At 54.6% G+C, this 17,360-nt stretch carries 13 protein-coding genes; 7 read left to right on the top strand and 6 right to left on the bottom strand.

What is annotated here, in order from left to right; genetic code table 11:
- Nucleotides 1–67 precede the first annotated feature (67 nt).
- Genes bcsA through bcsR form a run of 3 tightly spaced genes read right to left on the bottom strand, consistent with a single transcriptional unit; the run spans nt 68 to nt 3,606 of the window.
- Nucleotides 68–2,677 carry a UDP-forming cellulose synthase catalytic subunit gene (gene bcsA / locus LH23_RS04725; protein ID WP_039288956.1) on the bottom strand — a complete coding sequence of 870 codons (2,610 nt, stop codon included), beginning with the start codon at nt 2,675–2,677 and terminating at the stop codon, nt 68–70.
- Nucleotides 2,674–3,408, bottom strand: coding sequence for a cellulose biosynthesis protein BcsQ (gene bcsQ / locus LH23_RS04730; protein ID WP_039288958.1), 735 nt, complete (start codon nt 3,406–3,408; stop codon nt 2,674–2,676). Before bcsQ ends, bcsA begins: the two co-directional genes overlap by 4 nt.
- 12 nt (nt 3,409–3,420) lie before the next feature.
- Complete coding sequence (bcsR, locus tag LH23_RS04735; RefSeq protein WP_038483072.1) at nt 3,421–3,606, bottom strand: cellulose biosynthesis protein BcsR; 186 nt, start codon at nt 3,604–3,606, stop codon at nt 3,421–3,423.
- 173 nt (nt 3,607–3,779) lie between these two features.
- Between bcsR and bcsE the strand changes: the two genes are divergently transcribed.
- The 3 genes from bcsE to bcsG are packed head-to-tail and all read left to right on the top strand — an operon-like array spanning nt 3,780 to nt 7,208.
- A complete protein-coding gene (bcsE, locus tag LH23_RS04740) occupies nt 3,780–5,342 on the top strand; it encodes a cellulose biosynthesis protein BcsE (RefSeq protein WP_039288961.1) in 1,563 nt (520 codons plus the stop codon).
- Nucleotides 5,342–5,533, top strand: coding sequence for a cellulose biosynthesis protein BcsF (bcsF, locus tag LH23_RS04745; protein WP_176227872.1), 192 nt, complete (start codon nt 5,342–5,344; stop codon nt 5,531–5,533). Before bcsE ends, bcsF begins: the two co-directional genes overlap by 1 nt.
- A complete protein-coding gene (gene bcsG / locus LH23_RS04750; RefSeq protein ID WP_039288965.1) occupies nt 5,526–7,208 on the top strand; it encodes a cellulose biosynthesis protein BcsG in 1,683 nt (560 codons plus the stop codon). Before bcsF ends, bcsG begins: the two co-directional genes overlap by 8 nt.
- Before the next feature lie 88 nt (nt 7,209–7,296).
- Here the strand turns inward: bcsG and LH23_RS04755 are convergent, their stop codons facing one another.
- The gene (locus tag LH23_RS04755) at nt 7,297–7,959 is read right to left on the bottom strand and encodes an OmpA family lipoprotein (protein ID WP_039288966.1); all 663 of its coding nucleotides are present in this window, start codon (nt 7,957–7,959) and stop codon (nt 7,297–7,299) included.
- A gap of 211 nt (nt 7,960–8,170) precedes the next feature.
- Here LH23_RS04755 and LH23_RS04760 point away from each other — a divergent pair, with 211 nt between their 5' ends.
- Nucleotides 8,171–10,444, top strand: a complete 2,274-nt coding sequence (locus LH23_RS04760; protein WP_231560185.1) for a molybdopterin guanine dinucleotide-containing S/N-oxide reductase — start codon at nt 8,171–8,173, stop codon at nt 10,442–10,444.
- Here the strand turns inward: LH23_RS04760 and LH23_RS04765 are convergent.
- Together LH23_RS04765 and tag are read right to left on the bottom strand one after the other, a co-directional pair.
- A complete protein-coding gene (locus LH23_RS04765) occupies nt 10,392–10,853 on the bottom strand; it encodes an N-acetyltransferase (protein ID WP_039288970.1) in 462 nt (153 codons plus the stop codon). The two genes, LH23_RS04760 and LH23_RS04765, sit on opposite strands and share 53 nt — an antisense overlap.
- Nucleotides 10,850–11,413 carry a DNA-3-methyladenine glycosylase I gene (gene tag / locus LH23_RS04770; protein ID WP_039288972.1) on the bottom strand — a complete coding sequence of 188 codons (564 nt, stop codon included), beginning with the start codon at nt 11,411–11,413 and terminating at the stop codon, nt 10,850–10,852. Before tag ends, LH23_RS04765 begins: the two co-directional genes overlap by 4 nt.
- Nucleotides 11,414–11,772: 359 nt before the next feature.
- On the opposite strand from tag, the gene LH23_RS04775 reads away from it, so the two are divergent.
- From LH23_RS04775 to eptB, 3 genes are all read left to right on the top strand, one after another.
- On the top strand, nt 11,773–12,981 hold the full coding sequence (locus tag LH23_RS04775) for an MFS transporter (protein WP_039288974.1): 1,209 nt from the start codon (nt 11,773–11,775) through the stop codon (nt 12,979–12,981).
- Nucleotides 12,982–13,250: 269 nt separating this feature from the next.
- The gene (locus LH23_RS04780; RefSeq protein WP_039288976.1) at nt 13,251–14,927 is read left to right on the top strand and encodes an LTA synthase family protein; all 1,677 of its coding nucleotides are present in this window, start codon (nt 13,251–13,253) and stop codon (nt 14,925–14,927) included.
- A 187-nt stretch (nt 14,928–15,114) separates the two neighbouring features.
- On the top strand, nt 15,115–16,797 hold the full coding sequence (gene eptB, locus LH23_RS04785) for a kdo(2)-lipid A phosphoethanolamine 7''-transferase (RefSeq protein ID WP_039288978.1): 1,683 nt from the start codon (nt 15,115–15,117) through the stop codon (nt 16,795–16,797).
- Nucleotides 16,798–17,360 lie beyond the last annotated feature (563 nt).

Here is a 17,360-nt window from a genome sequence, read left to right on the forward strand (position 1 = left end):
CGTGATTTCAGTTGCCGGCTACAAAAAGGGAAAAACCACGCTTCTTCCCTTTTCATCAGCAATCTCGTTAAGCCAATGCAGACAAGGTCCGCCGTTTTGCCGGTTCGGTCGTCGGGCTGTGCGGAATAAACGACACAATCCAGTCCACCAGCACGGTGATCGCGTGGAAAACAAACTTCAATGACGGTGGAGCGAACTCCGCAAGGTGCCGGTAGCCCCGGAATCCAAGCTTGAGAATATCCACCAGACTTTCCAGCGGCTTATCCTCAGGGAAACTGTCTTGCCACAGCGCCCAGGTGTCGGCGCGCGCAAAAGTACATTGAATAAAGTCGATGTGTTGCTTCGTGGTCATCTGCGCCAGCTGCAGGCCAACTTCGTCGCCAAAGACCCTCACGACCTGTGCCGGGAAGTAAAACTCTTGCGCCCCGCGCTTCAACAGCAGGTTCACTTTTTGCCCTTCCAGCACCTGAGTTGGACCATGAATCTTGATCCCTACCCCGCCATCAGAGTAGTCATGCACGGTGCATGGAAAGAGGTGACCATCTTCACGCGCCAGCGCTGCCGGCATGGCAATTTCAACGCGGTGCGCTCGCCGGACCTGCTTACTCTCAACGGAAACGGCCACCGCGCCGCCCAGTATTATCAAGTTGTAGAATACCCACAGCAGGCTCACCACCACGGTTAGCGCTTCATTTTCCGGGCCGTAGAAGAAGCGCCATGCCCCAAAGGCAACGCCCAACAGGTTAATCAGCACTAGAATCAGGTACGGACGCGTGATGACCCAATCCACATACTCGTTTTCAACCAACCCGCCTTTCGCGGTCACGTTGAATTTCCCTTTATGCGGATTAAACAAGGCCACCAACGTCGGCTGGGCGATGTACCAGGCCAGCACCGTTTCGTAAATTTCGCTCCAGAACGAATGGCGATACTTGCCCTGAATTTTGGAGTTAGTCAGGCTGGCATGGATCATATGCGGTAAAACAAACAGCGCGATCATGATGGCCGGGGCGTAAATGATATAGGCGTGGAACAGCAAGAACGCCAGCGGCGCCGTCAGGAAAATAAGCCGCGGTATCCCAGATAAGAAGTGGAACATGGCGTTGGCATAGCAGAGTCGCTGCGCAAACTTCAGCCCTTTGCCGAAGAACGGGTTGTCGAGACGGAATATCTGCGTCATCCCTCGCGCCCAGCGAATACGCTGCCCGATGTGCGCCGAGAGGCTTTCCGTTGCCAGCCCTGCCGCCTGTGGAATACGCAGGTAAGCCGAGGTATAACCCCGGCGGTGCAGACGCAGCGAGGTGTGTGCATCTTCGGTCACGGTTTCAACGGCAATACCGCCAATTTCATCCAGCGGGCCGCGGCGAATCACCGCACAAGAGCCGCAGAAGAATGTGGCATCCCACATATCGTTCCCGTCCTGCACCAGACCGTAGAACAGCGTTCCTTCGTTAGGCGTTTTACGGAAACGCCCCAGGTTGCGCTCGAATGGGTCAGGCGAGAAGAAATGGTGCGGGGTCTGCATCATCGCCAGCGACTTCTCTTTGAAGAACCAGCCCACGGTCAACTGCAGGAAGGAGCGTGTGGGTACGTGGTCGCAGTCGAAGATAGCGACTAAATCACCCTTCGCATACTTCAGCGCATTGTTGATGTTCCCCGCCTTGGCGTGTTCATGAGTTGGACGGGCGATATAATTGACCCCGACCATATCGGCAAACTGCTTAAATTCGTCGCGCCCGCCGTCATCCAGAATCCAGATATTCAGCTTATCCTTCGGCCAGTCAATGCCCAATGAGGCATAGATGGTCCCCTTCACGACGTGGAGCTCTTCGTTGTAGGTCGGCACAAAGATATCGACCACCGGCCAGGTGTTCATGTCTTTTGGCATCGGCACCGGCTGGCGGTTAAGCGGCCACACCACCTGGAAATACCCCATCACCAGCACCAGCCAGGCATACGTCTCAGCAAACAGCAGCCCCAGACCGAAGGCAAGGCTGAGCGGATCGTTCCAGTTCAGGGTCGAGGTGTAGCGCCACCAGATGTAGCGGCACGACACGGTGAGCGACAGCACAATCAGCATCAGCGCGGCAAAACGCCCAGGTAAGCGACGAACCAGCAACGCCACGCCCCACAGCAGCATCAGGAAGATGAACTGCGATAACGGGTTAAATGGCTGAGTGATACAAAGCAAAGCCAGAATGGCCGAAAAGACAACTATCACGCCAAGCAGGATCCGCCGGGCGGTATGGTTGATATGACCCAGTTCTTTCTTCTCGTCGAGATGCTGCGTTCGGTGGCTAAAGTTTTCAGGCAGCTTCTCCAGCCAGCCATGCCAGCTCTCGCGCCAGGCCCGTATCCGGCCGAAGGAGCTTACGCGCGGCCGCCCGGTTTGCCCACTTGCGCGAACCAACAACCACAGGCTTTGGATACCGTAACGAACCACATCCAGCGGGCGAGGCCTGTCGGGATTAATATGCGGATAAAATCGATCGTGCCCGTCGCGTATACGCTGCCAGCGGGGACCTTCAAGCGGCAGAAAAACCCAGGCCAAAATAAAGATGATACAGCCCAGCATCGCACTTAATATTGGCGCGCCGTTGCGGCGGAAAGTACGATAACGCTCTCCCAGCCGCTGGCTGGCAGCAGGGAGTAACAGCCAGGAGGCGAGATGACTCATGCCTTTTTCCCTGAAAGATTCAACAACATCCAGTTGGCGAGCGTCATGATTTCCTCAGCAATCAGCGAATCCGGACGGTACTCGCCAAGCGGCTGTTTAACCGCTGCACTTTCAGCCATTGCCTCATCGCGGTGGAGAACAATCGGGATCATCGTGCGCTGGCTCTGAAGCCAAATCTGGTAGATATCGTCCTGCAGCTGGCTGGCCACCAGCAGATAGTTCACCAGAATATGTGCCCCCTGGGGCAAGGCCTGCTGGTGCAAACGGATATGGCAGTTAGTATCCGGCTTCACCACCGTCACCACGCTGTCGGTTTGCGCCAGAATCTGACGGGTCAGGGCGTTAAAGCCGTGCGGGAGATCCAGCAAAATCCATTGATACTGCTGGCTCGCTTTCAAGTCGGCAAGAAAATGACTGAACTGCCCAAGCGCTTTTTCTACCGTATCGAAGGTTTCACGCTCGGCCGGGCTAAGCTGCCCAAACGGCAATACGTCAAGGTGGCTGGTATAACGCCAGGCGCTTTGATGCCAGTCTTCGTTATCCAGCATTGCGCGCGCCCAGCCTTTAGGTTCTGCGAAATCAATATTATAAAACAGGCGCAGCAGATTATCTGGCGAGATATCCACCACCAGCACCGATTCCCCAAGTTGCTGCAACGACCAACCAAGCGCTGCGGTGATAGATGTCGTCCCTACGCCACCACGCAGCCCTTGCAACCCAATGACAGCCATCAGGCCTACTCCCTATTGTTGCGTTAATTCAGCCAGCAACGGCCAACGTTTAATTGCCGCCGCCAGTTGTTCTTGCTGCGATATATCGGTGTAATCTATTTCCGGCAGAGAAAATGCTTTACTCAGCGCCAGAAAATCATTTTGGAAGGCATAAACAAGCTTGTTTTCCTGAGCATTGCCAGTCTCTTCATCTTGCATTTTGGTTGTCATCCCTCGGTCAGGTTTCGTCACCAGTGATAACGGCAAATGTCCGGAAAACGAAAAATGTTTTACAATGCTAAAACTGATGCTGTTTATTTTCAATGGTAGGTTTCTTTCTGAGCTTACGCTAGTAAACTGACATACATACTAATTTATCTCCAGGGGACGCCATGGAACCCATATTTTCGCTTGGCATCCGTTCGTTGTGGAACGAATTGAACCATATGCCCGCAGGTGGCGTCTGGTGGCTAAACGTAGAAAGTCAGGATGATGCAATAAATCTTGTCAATCAAACAGTTACCGCCCAACAACCGGAGGCAAAGGTTGCCGTCATTTCAATGTCGGCAAAGCTCAAACAAGCGATAACGCTCGATTCGGCTGAAGGGCCGGAAAAAATACGTCTTTTTACCATGCCTTCGTCCATCAATGGGCTCAATGCGCTACGCCGCGATTTGATGTGCAGCATTAATCCGGAACACTACTTTTTTATACTCTTAAGCGCAGATAACGTCTGGGAGAATATCCCCCCGGCGGATTTACGTTACTGGCTGGCCGCAATGGGCAAATGGACCGAACGCAATAAGTGCAGCCTGCTTTTTGTTAACGTCGGAAATAATAATGACAAACAATTCTCATTATTAGTCAGCGAGCATCGCAGCCTGTCCGGGCTTGCCAGTCTGCGGGCGCAAAGCGATATTCACCGTTATGACATCGCCTTTTGGTGTAACGAGAAAGGCGTCACGGCCGATCAGCAACTCAATGTTCACTGGCAAAACGGAACATGGCAAATTGTAGAAAATTCCGAAAGCGCGCCACAGCCGCGCAGCGATGAAAAGCGTGTCCTCAGCCACATAGCCGTTCTGGAAGGTGCCCCAGCCTTGTCGGAAAACTGGCAGCTCTTCGAAAACAATGAACAACTGTTTGAAGCCGCGCGAACCGCGCAGGCCGCCACGATCATTTTTTCACTAACGCAAAACAGCCAAATCAACAGTATCGCTCGCCAGATTCATTCGCTTCGCCGCCAGCGCGGCAGCGCACTGAAACTGATCGTACGAGAAAACCAGGCCAGCCTGCGAGCCACCGATGAACGACTTTTGCTGGGCTGCGGTGCAACGCTCATTATTCCGTGGAATGCCCCGCTCTCGCGCTGCCTGACGATGATAGAAAGCGTGCAGGGCGTGAAGTTTACCCGCCACGTCCCGGAAGACATTACCGTGCTGATCGACCAGATGCAGCCGCTGAAGCTGCGCGGTTACCAGAAGTGGGAAGTATTCTGCAACGGTATCGGTGCGCTAATGAACAACACCCTACTGCCGGAAGACGGTAAAGGCGTGATGGTCGCGCTGCGGCCTGTACCGGGGCTGCGCGTTGAGCAAGCACTTACGCTGTGTCGACCGAACCGCATGGGTGATATCGTGACTATCGGAGAAAACCGGCTGATGCTATTCCTCTCGTTCTGCCGCATTAACGATCTCGATACCGCCCTGAACCACATTTTCCCGCTGCCGGTAAACGATATTTTCACCAACCGCATGGTGTGGTTTGAAGATAGCCAAATCGCCGCCGAAATACTTCAAATGCAGGCTATGAGCCCAGAAAAATGGGTGAAACCGCTGGCCGCCACGCTCGACCTGAACAGCGTTCGCCATGTGAGCCGCGAAGGACATAGCTGGCGCCGACAGCCAACGCCTGTCACGCTGCTTGATGATACTCCGAGGGAGCAGACACAATGATGAACCTCACCGACATCATTCAGCTCGTCGTGCTTTGCGCAATTGTTTTTATTCCGCTGGGCTATACCGCTCATCGCTGGCTTCCCCGCCTTACCGCCTCGGTACGGCTGATGTTTTTAAAACCACGCTATGTGAAATCGGCCGGAACGCTGCGCCGACCTTCCGCCAGGGCAGACCATCAACATGACTAATCACTCTCAAACGGCAAAGTCGCCGTCTCATTTTCTGCAGTATTGGCGTGGTCTGGGGGGCTGGAACTACTACTTCCTGTTGAAGTTCGGGCTGCTGTGGACCGGCTATCTGAATTTTCACCCGCTGGCGAACCTGGTCTTTGTTGCTTTTTTGCTGTTCCCGCTGCCGCCGCTAAAGCTGCACAAACTGCGTAACTGGATTGCCCTCCCCGTGGGGATAGGCCTGTTCTGGCACGATACCTGGCTACCCGGCTTCGACAGCATGATGAGCCAGGGCTCGCAGGTCGTCGGCTTCAGCGCAGACTACCTTCTCGACCTGGTCACCCGCTTTATCAACTGGCAAATGATCGGCGCGGCGTTTGTCCTGCTTGTCGCCTGGCTTTTTGTTTCCCAGTGGCTTCGCGTCACGGTATTTGTCGTGGCTATCCTGGTCTGGCTCAACGTGTTAACGGTGGCCGGCCCGGCTATTTCTTTACTGCCATCCACATCACAAACAACGGCCTCCGTCAGCACTGGCAGTACGGGTGGAGCAACGGCTTCCGGCACGACGCTGGCGCCAGTTCCTGGCGATATCCCGGCACAAACGGCCCCGCCAACAAGCGACAATATTACCGCCTGGCTAAACAGTTTTTACGCCAGCGAAGCCAAACGTCAGACCAAGTTCCCGGACGCGCTACCGGCCGACGCGCAGCCATTTGAACTGCTGATTATCAATATTTGTTCCCTCTCATGGTCCGACATCGAGGCGGTTGGCCTCAGCTCGCACCCGCTGTGGAAACACTTTGATATTCTGTTCAAAAATTTCAACTCGGCGACCTCCTACAGCGGCCCGGCGGCTATCCGCCTGCTTCGCGCGAGCTGCGGACAGTCATCTCACAAAGGGCTTTATGAGCCTGCGGGTAATCAATGCTATCTGTTTGATGATTTGGCCCGTCTCGGCTTCAAGCAGCAGCTGATGATGGACCACAACGGCGTATTCGGTAACTTCCTGAAAGAAGTGCGTGAATACGGCGGCGTTCAGGTTCCGCTGATGGATCAAAGCGGGCTCCCGAGCGATCTGCTGGCATTTGATAACTCACCAATCTACGACGATACCGCCGTGCTGCATCGCTGGCTGCAGGGTGAGCAAAATGACGGCGCGAATCCGCGCACGGCCACCTTCTATAACCTGGTACCGCTGCACGACGGTAACCATTATCCGGGCAACAGCAAAACCGCCGACTATAAGGCGCGGGCGCAGAAGCTTTTCGATGAGCTGGATTCTTTCCTGACCGAGCTTGAGAAGTCGAACCGCAAAGTCATGGTGGTCATTGTGCCGGAGCACGGCGCGGCGTTGAAAGGCGATAAAATGCAGGTTTCCGGGCTGCGTGACATCCCAAGTCCTGACATCACCCACGTACCGGCTGGCGTGAAGTTCATCGGTATGAAAGCCCCGCACAGCGGCGACGCCATTGAAATCAACCAGCCAAGCAGCTATCTGGCGATCTCAGAACTGGTTTCCCGCTCGGTGGACGGCAAAAACTTTGTCGCCGACCAGGTGGACTGGAGCGCACTCACCAGTGGTTTACCGCAAACCGCACCGGTTTCCGAAAATGCGACGGCGGTAGTGCTGAAGTACCAGGATAAGCCTTATGTCCGCCTGAGCGGCGGCGACTGGGTACCTTATCCGCAATAACGTTTGTGTTTAGACTCACCAAAACCGGCGCTCCAGGCGCCGGTTTTTTTATGCAGCTATCGGAAAATCTAAACCGCTAAATGTGAGGTTAGCCCAAAGGACTCAGGGTAATTTCTACGCGGCGATTCTGTGCTTTACCGTCCGCGGTGCTGTTGCTGGCGATCGGGTTCGCCGGGCCTGCGCCGGTGGTGCGAATACGGCTGGCGTCAACGCCCTGAGTAATCAGTGCACTTCCTACGCCATCCGCGCGCTGTTGTGACAGGCGCATATTTAGCTCTTTGCTGCCGGTGCTGTCGGTATAGCCGACCACGTTAACCGCCGTTTTAGGGTACTCCTTCAGCACCATCGCCACGCCAGTCAGGGTATTGGCACCCGCCGGTTTCAGCGTGGCACTGCTGCTGTCAAAGGTGACATTGTTCGGCATATTCAGCACGATATTGTCGCCGCTGCGGGTTACGCTCACGCCGGTTCCACGCATTTTGTCGCGCAGCTTAGCTTCCTGCACATCCATGTAATAACCCACCCCGCCACCGAGCGCCGCACCGGCGGCAGCGCCAATCAGCGCGCCCTTGCCGCGATCTTTCTTCGATGAAGAAAGAGCCCCTACGCCCGCCCCAACCAGCGAGCCAATCCCGGCGCCTATACCTGATTTCCCGGCCTGGCTTTCCCCGGTGTATGGATTAGTGGTGCAGCCGGAAACCGCTAAGGTGCCACACACGACGGCGGCGATAATCATGACGCGTTTTTTCATCTTATTTCCTTCTATCCTTATTCATCCTTTGCCGGATATGGGCCCGGCGATTGATTATGACGGCAAATCGTGTAGAAAATTCCGGTAAGTATTCTGAATCGTTGTCATAAATGTGTGGGCATAAAGCCCACCGCCTGCCATCGCGGAGCCCAAATTGGCCAATACATCGCCTGTACGTAAACAGATCCTCACCGCCGCACACTGGGGCCCCATGCTGGTCGAAACCGACGGAGAAAGGGTTTACCGCTCTCGCGGCGCGCTTGAAACCGGTCATCAGAACTCGCTACAAAGCGCCGTACCCGACCAGGTTCACAGTAAAGCCCGCGTGGCGTTTCCTATGGCCCGGAAAGGGTTTCTGGCCTCCCCGGATAAGCCGCAGGGTATTCGCGGTAAAGATGACTATGTCCGAATTAGCTGGGATGACGCCCTCGCGCTGATTCACAGGCAGCACAAGCGCATTCGCGAAAGTTACGGCCCGGCGGCCATCTTCGCGGGCTCCTACGGCTGGCGCTCCAACGGCGTGCTGCACAAAGCCTCCACGCTGCTTCAGCGCTACATGAGCCTTGCGGGCGGCTATACCGGGCATTCCGGCGACTACTCCACCGGTGCTGCACAGGTGATCATGCCCTACGTAGTGGGTTCCAACGAGGTATACCAGCAGCAGACCAGTTGGCCGCTGCTGCTTGAGAACAGCGAAGTCGTGGTGCTGTGGAGCGCAAACCCACTCAACACGCTGAAAATTGCCTGGAATGCCAGCGACGAACAGGGCGTGAAATTCTTCGAACAGCTAAAAAACAGCGGCAAAACGATCGTCGCCATCGACCCAATGCGCTCTGAAACGGTGGATTTCTTCGGGGAACGTGCCGAATGGATCGCGCCGCATATGGGGACCGACGTAGCGCTGATGCTTGGCATTGCCCATACGCTGGTCATTCGCGGCAGGCACGATACCGCTTTCCTTGCCCGCTGCACCTACGGCTATGACAAATTTGAAGCCTACCTGCTCGGCAAAACCGACGGGACGCCCAAAAGTGCGGCCTGGGCGGCTGAGATCTGCGGCATTCCTGCTGTTACCATCGAAAAACTGGCGGATCTTTTCAGCCACAAGCGCACTATGCTGATGGCGGGCTGGGGCATGCAGCGCCAGCAATACGGCGAACAGAAACACTGGATGCTGGTCACGCTGGCGGCCATGCTCGGCCAGATTGGCACCCCAGGCGGCGGCTTTGGCCTTTCCTACCACTTCGCCAACGGCGGCAACCCGACCCGTAACGCGGCGGTTCTCGGTTCCCTGCAGGGATCGCTTAAGGGCGGCACCGATGCCGTGGAGAAAATCCCCGTGGCGCGCATCGTCGAAGCGCTGGAAAACCCCGGCATGGATTACCAGCATAACGGACAACGGCACACCTTCCCGGACATTCGTATGCTGTGGTGGGCCGGCGGCAGTAACTTCACCCATCATCAGGACACCAACCGCCTTGCCGCAGCCTGGCAAAAACCTGATTTGATCGTTATCTCCGAATGCTTCTGGACTGCAGCGGCAAAACACGCCGATATCGTTCTGCCGGTGACCACTTCGTTCGAGCGGAACGACATGACGATGACCGGTGATTACAGCAATCAGCATCTGGTCCCCATGAAACAGGTCGTCGCCCCGCAGGGAGAAGCGAGAAACGACTTTGATATTTTTGCAGAGCTAAGCGAACGCTGGGAAGCAGGCGGTGAAGCACGGTTCAGCGAAGGGAAAAGTGAGCTTGAATGGCTGGAGTCTTTCTATGATATCGCTCGTCAGCGTGGCGCTACGCAGCAGATAGAGCTCCCAGATTTCAGTGAGTTCTGGGCAGCTAACCAGCTGATAGAAATGCCAGAAAATGCGAAAAATGCCGAATTTATTCGCTTTGCCGCTTTTCGGGACGATCCTGAGGCAAACCCACTCAAAACGCCGAGCGGTAAAATTGAGATCTACTCTGAGCGCATCGCCAGCTTTGGTTATGCCGACTGCCCGCCGCACCCAAGCTGGCTGGCACCTGACGAATGGCAGGGTAATGCCGCCTCCGGCCAGCTACAGCTGCTTTCATCCCATCCGGCTCACCGCCTGCATAGTCAGTTGAACTATGCCGGACTGCGCGACCAGTACGCCATTGCCGGGCGAGAGCCTATAACGCTGCACCCGATTGACGCCAAAGCGCGCGGCATCGCTCACGGAGATTTAGTGCGGGTATGGAACGCTCGTGGACAGGTGTTGGTTGGCGCTCAGGTAACCGATGGCATCAGGCCCGGCGTGGTGTGTATCCACCAGGGTGCATGGCCCGATCTGGATGAAGATAAACTGTGTAAAAACGGGGCGGTTAACGTCCTCACCATGGATATCCCGTCTTCGCGGCTGGCCAACGGCTGCGCGGCAAATAACTCCCTCGTCTGGGCGGAGAAATTTACCGGCCCGGCACCTGCCGTGACGGCGTTTGATCCGCCTGCCAGTTCATAATCCACGTCGGGTGCTGCGTTTCTTCCTGCCACGCGCTTTCTTCAATATGAAAGCCGTGGCGGTGGTAGAAATGCACCGCCCGGCGGTTTTTTTGATACACCTCGAGGCTTAAGGCCGGGTATTCGGCCTTCACCTTTTCCAGCAATTCACCGCCGACGCCCTGCCCGGCAAAAGAAGGCGCCACGAACAGCGCGCCGATAAACTGCCGGTCCATCACACTGACAAACCCCACCATCTGCCGCTGGTGCAGATAAACCCACGTTTTTGACTGAGGGATATAGACATTGCGCACCAGGTTAAGGCTTTCGTACCAGTAGCTTTCCGGGATAAACGGATGGCCGTCGATAGTACTTTCCAGCCAGAGCGCCATGAGCGCATCCATTTGCTCAATGCTGAACAGTTGGATCATTGGCGAAAATCAGGGTGGCAGAAGCAGCCCGTCACATGGTCATTAACCAGGCCGCAGGCTTGCATAAACGAATAGCAGATTGTCGACCCCACAAACTTAAACCCGCGCTTTTTTAGCGCCTTAGACAGCGCATCTGACGTCGGCGTAAACGCAGGGACTGCGCTGAGCAACGCGGGATGTGACACCTGAGGTTTATGGTCGACAAATCCCCAGACAAAGTCCGGGAAGCTCTCGCCGTTAGCTTCCATCGCGAGGAAAGCTTTGGCGTTGGTGATAATCGCCTCGATTTTCCCCCGGTGGCGAATAATCCCGGCATCCTGCATCAGGGCATCCACCTCTTCCGGCTGAATCAGCGCCACGGCATAGGGGTCAAAATGCCGGAAACGCTGGCGATAATTTTCGCGTTTTTTCAACACGGTAATCCACGACAGCCCGGCCTGCTGGCCTTCCAGACAAATCATCTCAAAGAGCTTCTGCCCGTCGGTAACCGGCACGCCCCACTCTTTGTCGTGATACTCCAGATACAGCGGATCCTGAGTGACCCAGCCACAACGTTCCATTTTGCTCTCCCTGTAACCTGCCGAGTGCGGGTAAATTTTACTTTCTGACAATAGTGAATCCGGGATATTTCGCAACCCTGAATGAGATCAAAGAAAGGGCACTTAACACCGGTAATTTTGCAAAGTGTTAACTATGTCTCATTTATGATTTAACATTTGATATACAGCAAATACGCACATCACAACGATAGCAAGCACTAACAAACAAAACATAAAGTGCAACGGGAAGGCCGTTCATACCTTCTCAGAGGCACTTCATTCCGTTCTTCATGCATTTCATGCCGTTTTTTCCTGGAATAAACGGCGCTTCGCTATCGTAGGCGGCAGATAACTTCCCTTAGATTCGCAGGACATCTGCCATGAACACTGCCACCTACAACCGTACTCGCTGGTTAACCCTTATCGGAACCATCATTACTCAGTTCGCACTGGGATCCGTTTATACCTGGAGCCTGTTCAACAGCGCGCTGTCCCAGAAACTGGACGCGCCAATCAGCCAGGTCGCCTTCTCCTTCGGTCTGCTGAGCCTTGGCCTCGCCATCTCTTCTTCCGTGGCGGGCAAACTGCAGGATCGCTTTGGCGTGCGTAAAGTCACCATGGCGGCGGGCGTGTTGCTCGGGGCCGGGCTGTTCTTCACGGCCCATGCCAACAACCTGATGATGCTGTGGCTCACGGCCGGCGTGCTGGTTGGCCTGGCAGATGGCGCAGGCTACCTGCTGACGCTGTCGAACTGCGTGAAGTGGTTCCCGGAGCGTAAAGGCCTGATTTCTGCCTTCTCTATCGGCGCCTATGGCCTCGGCAGCCTCGGTTTTAAATACATTGATACACACCTGCTGGCAGCTTACGGCCTGGAAAACACCTTTATGCTTTGGGGTGGCCTGGCGATGGTGATGGTACTGTTCGGCGCCACCATGATGAAAGATGCCCCGCTGCAGGAAACTAAATCCGCAAACGGCGCGGCGAAAACCGATTTCACCCTCGCTGAATCTATGCGCCAGCCACAATACTGGATGCTGGCTCTGATGTTCCTCACAGCCTGCATGAGCGGCCTGTACGTCATCGGTGTTGCAAAAGATATCGCTCAGGGCATGGTTCACCTGGATGCGATGTCCGCCGCCAACGCGGTCACCGTTATCTCCATTGCTAACCTCAGCGGCCGCCTGGTGCTCGGTATTCTGTCCGATAAAATTGCCCGCATTCGCGTGATCACTATTGGTCAGGTGATTTCTCTGGTCGGTATGGCGGCCCTGCTGTTTGCCCCGCTGAACGAAGCCACCTTCTTTGCGGCCATCGCCTGCGTTGCCTTTAACTTTGGCGGCACCATCACCGTTTACCCTTCGCTGGTCAGCGAATTCTTTGGCCTGAACAACCTGACCAAAAACTACGGCGTGATTTATCTGGGCTTTGGGATCGGCAGCATCTGCGGCTCCATCATCGCCTCGCTGTTCGGCGGCTTCTACGTGACCTTCTGCGTTATCTTCGCGCTACTGATTCTGTCGCTGGCAATTTCCACCACCATTCGCCAGCCCGTTCGTGCCGTGCTCAATCACAAACACGTTCACGCCTGATAGATTCGCCAGACCTACGTTAAGGCCGCCAAAGAGGGCGGCTTTGACATAGCCCCCCCTTTTGTTGCCTCTTCAAACAAAAGCACAACCGCAGCAATGAAATAACCCTCTTTAGGGAGACTTTTTTGCCACAAGCTGTATTATCCCGGCCAGGATAAATCCCCCTTCTCATCGCCTCATCCTCTTTTCACCCGTCAGGCCAGCAGAGGGATGCCTCTCCTAAGACAGCATTTGCTATCCAGAACAGTCCCAAAGAGAAAACGAGCATCATGGTAAAAAGAACCAGCCGAAAATCGCTCTGGACATATCTTTATGTCACATTGCTCCTTATTGCGGCCTTGATTATTATTGCGGGCAATACACCGCGTGATATCTATCCCCTTGTTATTGCGGCAAGTACTTTTATTTTTACCTGCGGATTACTTTATTTACTCTCCGCCAGAGTCATTTTTGCCATCGGGACCAGCAGCCTGCTGGTGATCCTGCTGCAATTTTGTAACCAGCTTAAGGTCCACTATTACAAGGACCAGCTGCTGTTTAGCGATTTTTACCTGATGGCCGATCCGGCCAATGCGGGCACGCTGCTGCATTATCCTTCCGCCGGTATCGCCGTTGCGGCGATGATAGCGCTGCTTATCCTGACGATTATCATCAGCTGGCGCGCCGTACCACGCCGGAAAGGGATGCTCGCCCCGCTGATTGCCCTCGGGCTGATGTTGGCTTCAGCGTCGACGCTGAGCCACAGCGTACTGAAGAATCAACACGACTGGGCCACTACGTTGCCTGGCGGCACCGGCGTGCTGTCAAATCTGGCGCTGTCCGGCATTCAGGCCAGCTATGACGCGCCAACTTTCCCTCAGGCAACGTCTCAGGAATTTATTTCCCGCGCGGCGGCGCTGAATAACAAGGCGACCGCCTCAGCCAGCGTGAAGCCTGATATCGTTCTGCTGCTGCAGGAATCAACGGTGGACCCGCGCCTGTATAAAGTGCCTGACCCTAAATTACTGCCGCACTTTTCTATGTTTGACCAGGACAGTAAGGTGAAAGCCCACACGCTGATGCGCGTGCAAACCTTCGGGGGCGGCACCTGGCTGTCTGAGTTCGCAGCCTTAACCGGAATGCGCAGCGATGATTTTGGGGCGATGAAAAACTCGGTCTTTTATTCAGCCGTCGATCACGTCAACGACAGCCTGTTTAAACAGATGCAAGATAACGGCTATTACACCGTGGTTCTGACGCCATTTAACAAATCGGCCTATAACGCCGGTCACGCCTACACCATGATGGGCGTGGATAAAATTATCCAGCCGCAGGAGTTGGGCTACCCGGGTGATTTGGCAGACAACCTGTGGCACATTCCCACTGCAGATGTCCTGAGCTATGTGAAAAAGCTGCTTGCCAGCCACACCGATAAGCCTGTGTTTGTTTATGCCTTAACAATGTTTGAACACGGCCCCTATGACGCAGCGCATAGCGATGATTACCAGCTCACTTCCACCATGCAGAACAAGGATGCTGCCGGGAAGTTTAGCCATTATGTTGAGAAGATTAAAAACTCAGAAACCGCGCTGGCTGACTTCTTCCAGTTTGTTGACCAACGCCCACGGCCTACGATGTTTATGTACTTTGGCGACCACCAGCCAGCCATAGACTGGGCTAACGGCTACACGACGGAGCAGACAGACCCTGCCCATATTTCGCAATTCAGCCTGCGGGACAATTATAATGCCCCGCCAGTGGCGGACCTGGGCGCCATCACCGATATCGCCTTCCTTGGCGGGATGCTGCTCGAACAGGCCCAACTCAAAGTGTCGCCGTTCTATCAGGCCAATATCGATATGCGCCATTTGTGCCAGGGCAGACTGAATGATTGCCCGGACACAACGCTGTTTAACAGCTACCGGCACTATATCTACGATGAACTGCATGCGGCCTCGAAACCCTGATCCTCTTTGCTAAGCAGACGGTAAAAGACCCCGCAAAAACGGGGTCTTTTTTTGTTTAAAAACGGCCATTCCCTTCAAATTTTGACGCCTCGCCAGGAATTCTCTTCGTTTCACCAGCCATTCAGAACTCGCTGGCAACTCCACGGTCTGAGTAGCGCTAATATTTTTATATCGCCCGGATGCCTGAATGAATTACATAAAAACGCTCTCCCAGCAAAAACTGTGCCTTTTGCTCGGGGTATACATCGGCTGGTTTTTGAATATCTCTGTTTTCTACCAACGTTTTGATAGCCCCTCCCAGGTCTTCATCGCCTGGAAAGGCATCGCCGCTGCGGCCGAGTTTTTTGCCTGCCTGCTGGTGACGTTTTTCCTGTTACGCCTGCTGTCGCTCTTTGGCCGTAATCTCTGGCGACTACTGGCCTCCTTCGTCGTGCTGTGCTCCGTGGCCGCCAGCTACTATATGACCTTCTTCAATGTGGTGATCGGCTACGGCATCATTGCTTCGGTGATGACCACCGATATCGACCTTTCTAAAGAGGTTGTGGGCTACCACTTTGCCATCTGGATGACGCTGGTCAGCGCTATCCCGCTGTTCCTTATCTGGTTCAACAGGTCGCAAGACACGCTGCTTCAGCAGTTGAAAACCCCCGGCCAGCGCATCAAAAACATCGCTATCCTGCTCTGTGCGGGACTGCTGGTTTGGGCGCCTCTGCGTATGCTCGGTGAAATGCAGTCCGACGATGAGAAAGGTTCAACGACGGATATGGCAAGCTATGGCGGCGTGGTGGCAAGCTCCTATGTGCCGGTCAACTGGGTCTCTTCCCTGGGGCTTTTTGCCTGGGCGAATGCCGACGAATCCTCCGGCAACGGCTCGCTAATGAACCCGACGAAAAAGTTCACCTACGTAACGCCTCCAGGTCTGGACGATGCTTATGTAGTGTTTATTATTGGCGAAACCACGCGCTGGGATCATATGGGGATATTGGGCTATGGCCGTGACACCACCCCAAACCTCGCTAAAGAGAAAAACCTGGTCGCCTTCCGCGGGGAATCCTGCGACACCGCCACCAAGCTCTCGCTGCGCTGTATGTTTGTCCGCGAAGGCGGGGCAGAAGAAAACCCTCAGCGTACGCTGAAAGAGCAAAACATCTTCGCGGTCTTAAAACAGCTGGGCTTTAGTGCCGACCTTTACGCCATGCAGAGCGAAATTTGGTTCTACAAAAACGCCATGCCGGATACCCTTGCCTTCCGCGAACAAATCGCCGCAGAGCCCCGCAACCGCGGTAAAACCGTGGACGACATGCTGCTGGTTGATGAGATGAAGCAATCCCTCGCGCAGAACCCTGACGGCAAACATCTGATCATTCTGCATACCAAAGGCTCCCACTTCTCCTATGCCCAGCGCTACCCACGCAGCTTTGCGAAATGGACGCCAGAATGCATTGATCTTGGCAAAGGCTGTTCAAAGGAGATGCTGATTAACGCCTTTGATAATTCGGTACTTTATGTCGATACGATGATAGACAGCGTGCTCGACCAGCTTCGCGATAAAAAAGCGATAGTCTTCTACGCCGCCGACCACGGCGAGTCCATCAGCGATTCCATGCACCTGCACGGCACGCCGCGGAAAATGGCACCGCCGGAACAATTCCGCGTCCCGCTGCTGGTTTGGGCCTCGGATAAATTCCTGGAAAATCCAACGGCTGCCGACGCCTTTAAGCATCTGCAAGAGCAGGCAGCAATGAAGGTGCCGCATCGTCACGTTGAGCTGTTCGACACCGTCCTCGGCTGTCTGGGCTACACCTCGCCCAACGGCGGAATTAATCAAAATAACAACTGGTGTCACGTGCCGGATAAAGCCGGGAATTAATATTCACGGCGCAGCCAGCAATTAAATAAAACACTCCGTGCTACGGAGTGTTTTTATATTTTCAGCCCCGCCGTTTATTCGCCTCAGTTTCTGCCAGTTTTACCTCTGCCAGGCCAGATTAATTCATCGTATTTGGTTATGGAAAAGCGTGGTTTTTTGCGCGGCCGCTTATGATGGGGCACAGCATTTTCCGCTGTGAGCGATGCAGATCACAAAATAAATCGTGCAACAATTCATCGTTTAACACAAAATTTTACCTATTCCGGACAATCGGTTCACGCTATAGGTTGCAAATTAAGCAGTGCAATATTCTGGTAACAAGCCTGTAGCATAAATTTCCCTGCTGGAAATGCCCCCGGAAGGTTTTTTTAATCTTTGCCCGCCGAATCCCACCTTGCTTGTAAATCCCCGTGACCTGTATTGACGTTTCCTTAATCTGTTGACAGATTGTAGGACGAGAGGGGCTATTTACGGACCGTCTGTGCTACCTCCATGCATGACTCGCGAAAGGAACTGCTAGCCTCACCACCGCCTCCGGGCACACCGTACCGACCACCCACAAA

The organism is Cedecea neteri, from assembly GCF_000758305.1.
In the GTDB taxonomy this organism is placed as follows: domain Bacteria; phylum Pseudomonadota; class Gammaproteobacteria; order Enterobacterales; family Enterobacteriaceae; genus Cedecea; species Cedecea neteri_C.

Excerpts from the sequence above, each read along its gene's own strand:
- bcsA (WP_039288956.1), bottom strand. The coding sequence starts at position 2,677 with ATGAGTCATCTCGCCTCCTGGCTGTTACTCCCTGCTGCCAGCCAGCGG.
- bcsQ (WP_039288958.1), bottom strand. The coding sequence starts at position 3,408 with ATGGCTGTCATTGGGTTGCAAGGGCTGCGTGGTGGCGTAGGGACGACA.
- bcsR (WP_038483072.1), bottom strand. The coding sequence starts at position 3,606 with ATGCAAGATGAAGAGACTGGCAATGCTCAGGAAAACAAGCTTGTTTAT.
- bcsE (WP_039288961.1), top strand. The coding sequence starts at position 3,780 with ATGGAACCCATATTTTCGCTTGGCATCCGTTCGTTGTGGAACGAATTG.
- bcsF (WP_176227872.1), top strand. The coding sequence starts at position 5,342 with ATGAACCTCACCGACATCATTCAGCTCGTCGTGCTTTGCGCAATTGTT.
- bcsG (WP_039288965.1), top strand. The coding sequence starts at position 5,526 with ATGACTAATCACTCTCAAACGGCAAAGTCGCCGTCTCATTTTCTGCAG.
- LH23_RS04755 (WP_039288966.1), bottom strand. The coding sequence starts at position 7,959 with ATGAAAAAACGCGTCATGATTATCGCCGCCGTCGTGTGTGGCACCTTA.
- LH23_RS04760 (WP_231560185.1), top strand. The coding sequence starts at position 8,171 with ATGCTGGTCGAAACCGACGGAGAAAGGGTTTACCGCTCTCGCGGCGCG.
- LH23_RS04765 (WP_039288970.1), bottom strand. The coding sequence starts at position 10,853 with ATGATCCAACTGTTCAGCATTGAGCAAATGGATGCGCTCATGGCGCTC.
- tag (WP_039288972.1), bottom strand. The coding sequence starts at position 11,413 with ATGGAACGTTGTGGCTGGGTCACTCAGGATCCGCTGTATCTGGAGTAT.
- LH23_RS04775 (WP_039288974.1), top strand. The coding sequence starts at position 11,773 with ATGAACACTGCCACCTACAACCGTACTCGCTGGTTAACCCTTATCGGA.
- LH23_RS04780 (WP_039288976.1), top strand. The coding sequence starts at position 13,251 with ATGGTAAAAAGAACCAGCCGAAAATCGCTCTGGACATATCTTTATGTC.
- eptB (WP_039288978.1), top strand. The coding sequence starts at position 15,115 with ATGAATTACATAAAAACGCTCTCCCAGCAAAAACTGTGCCTTTTGCTC.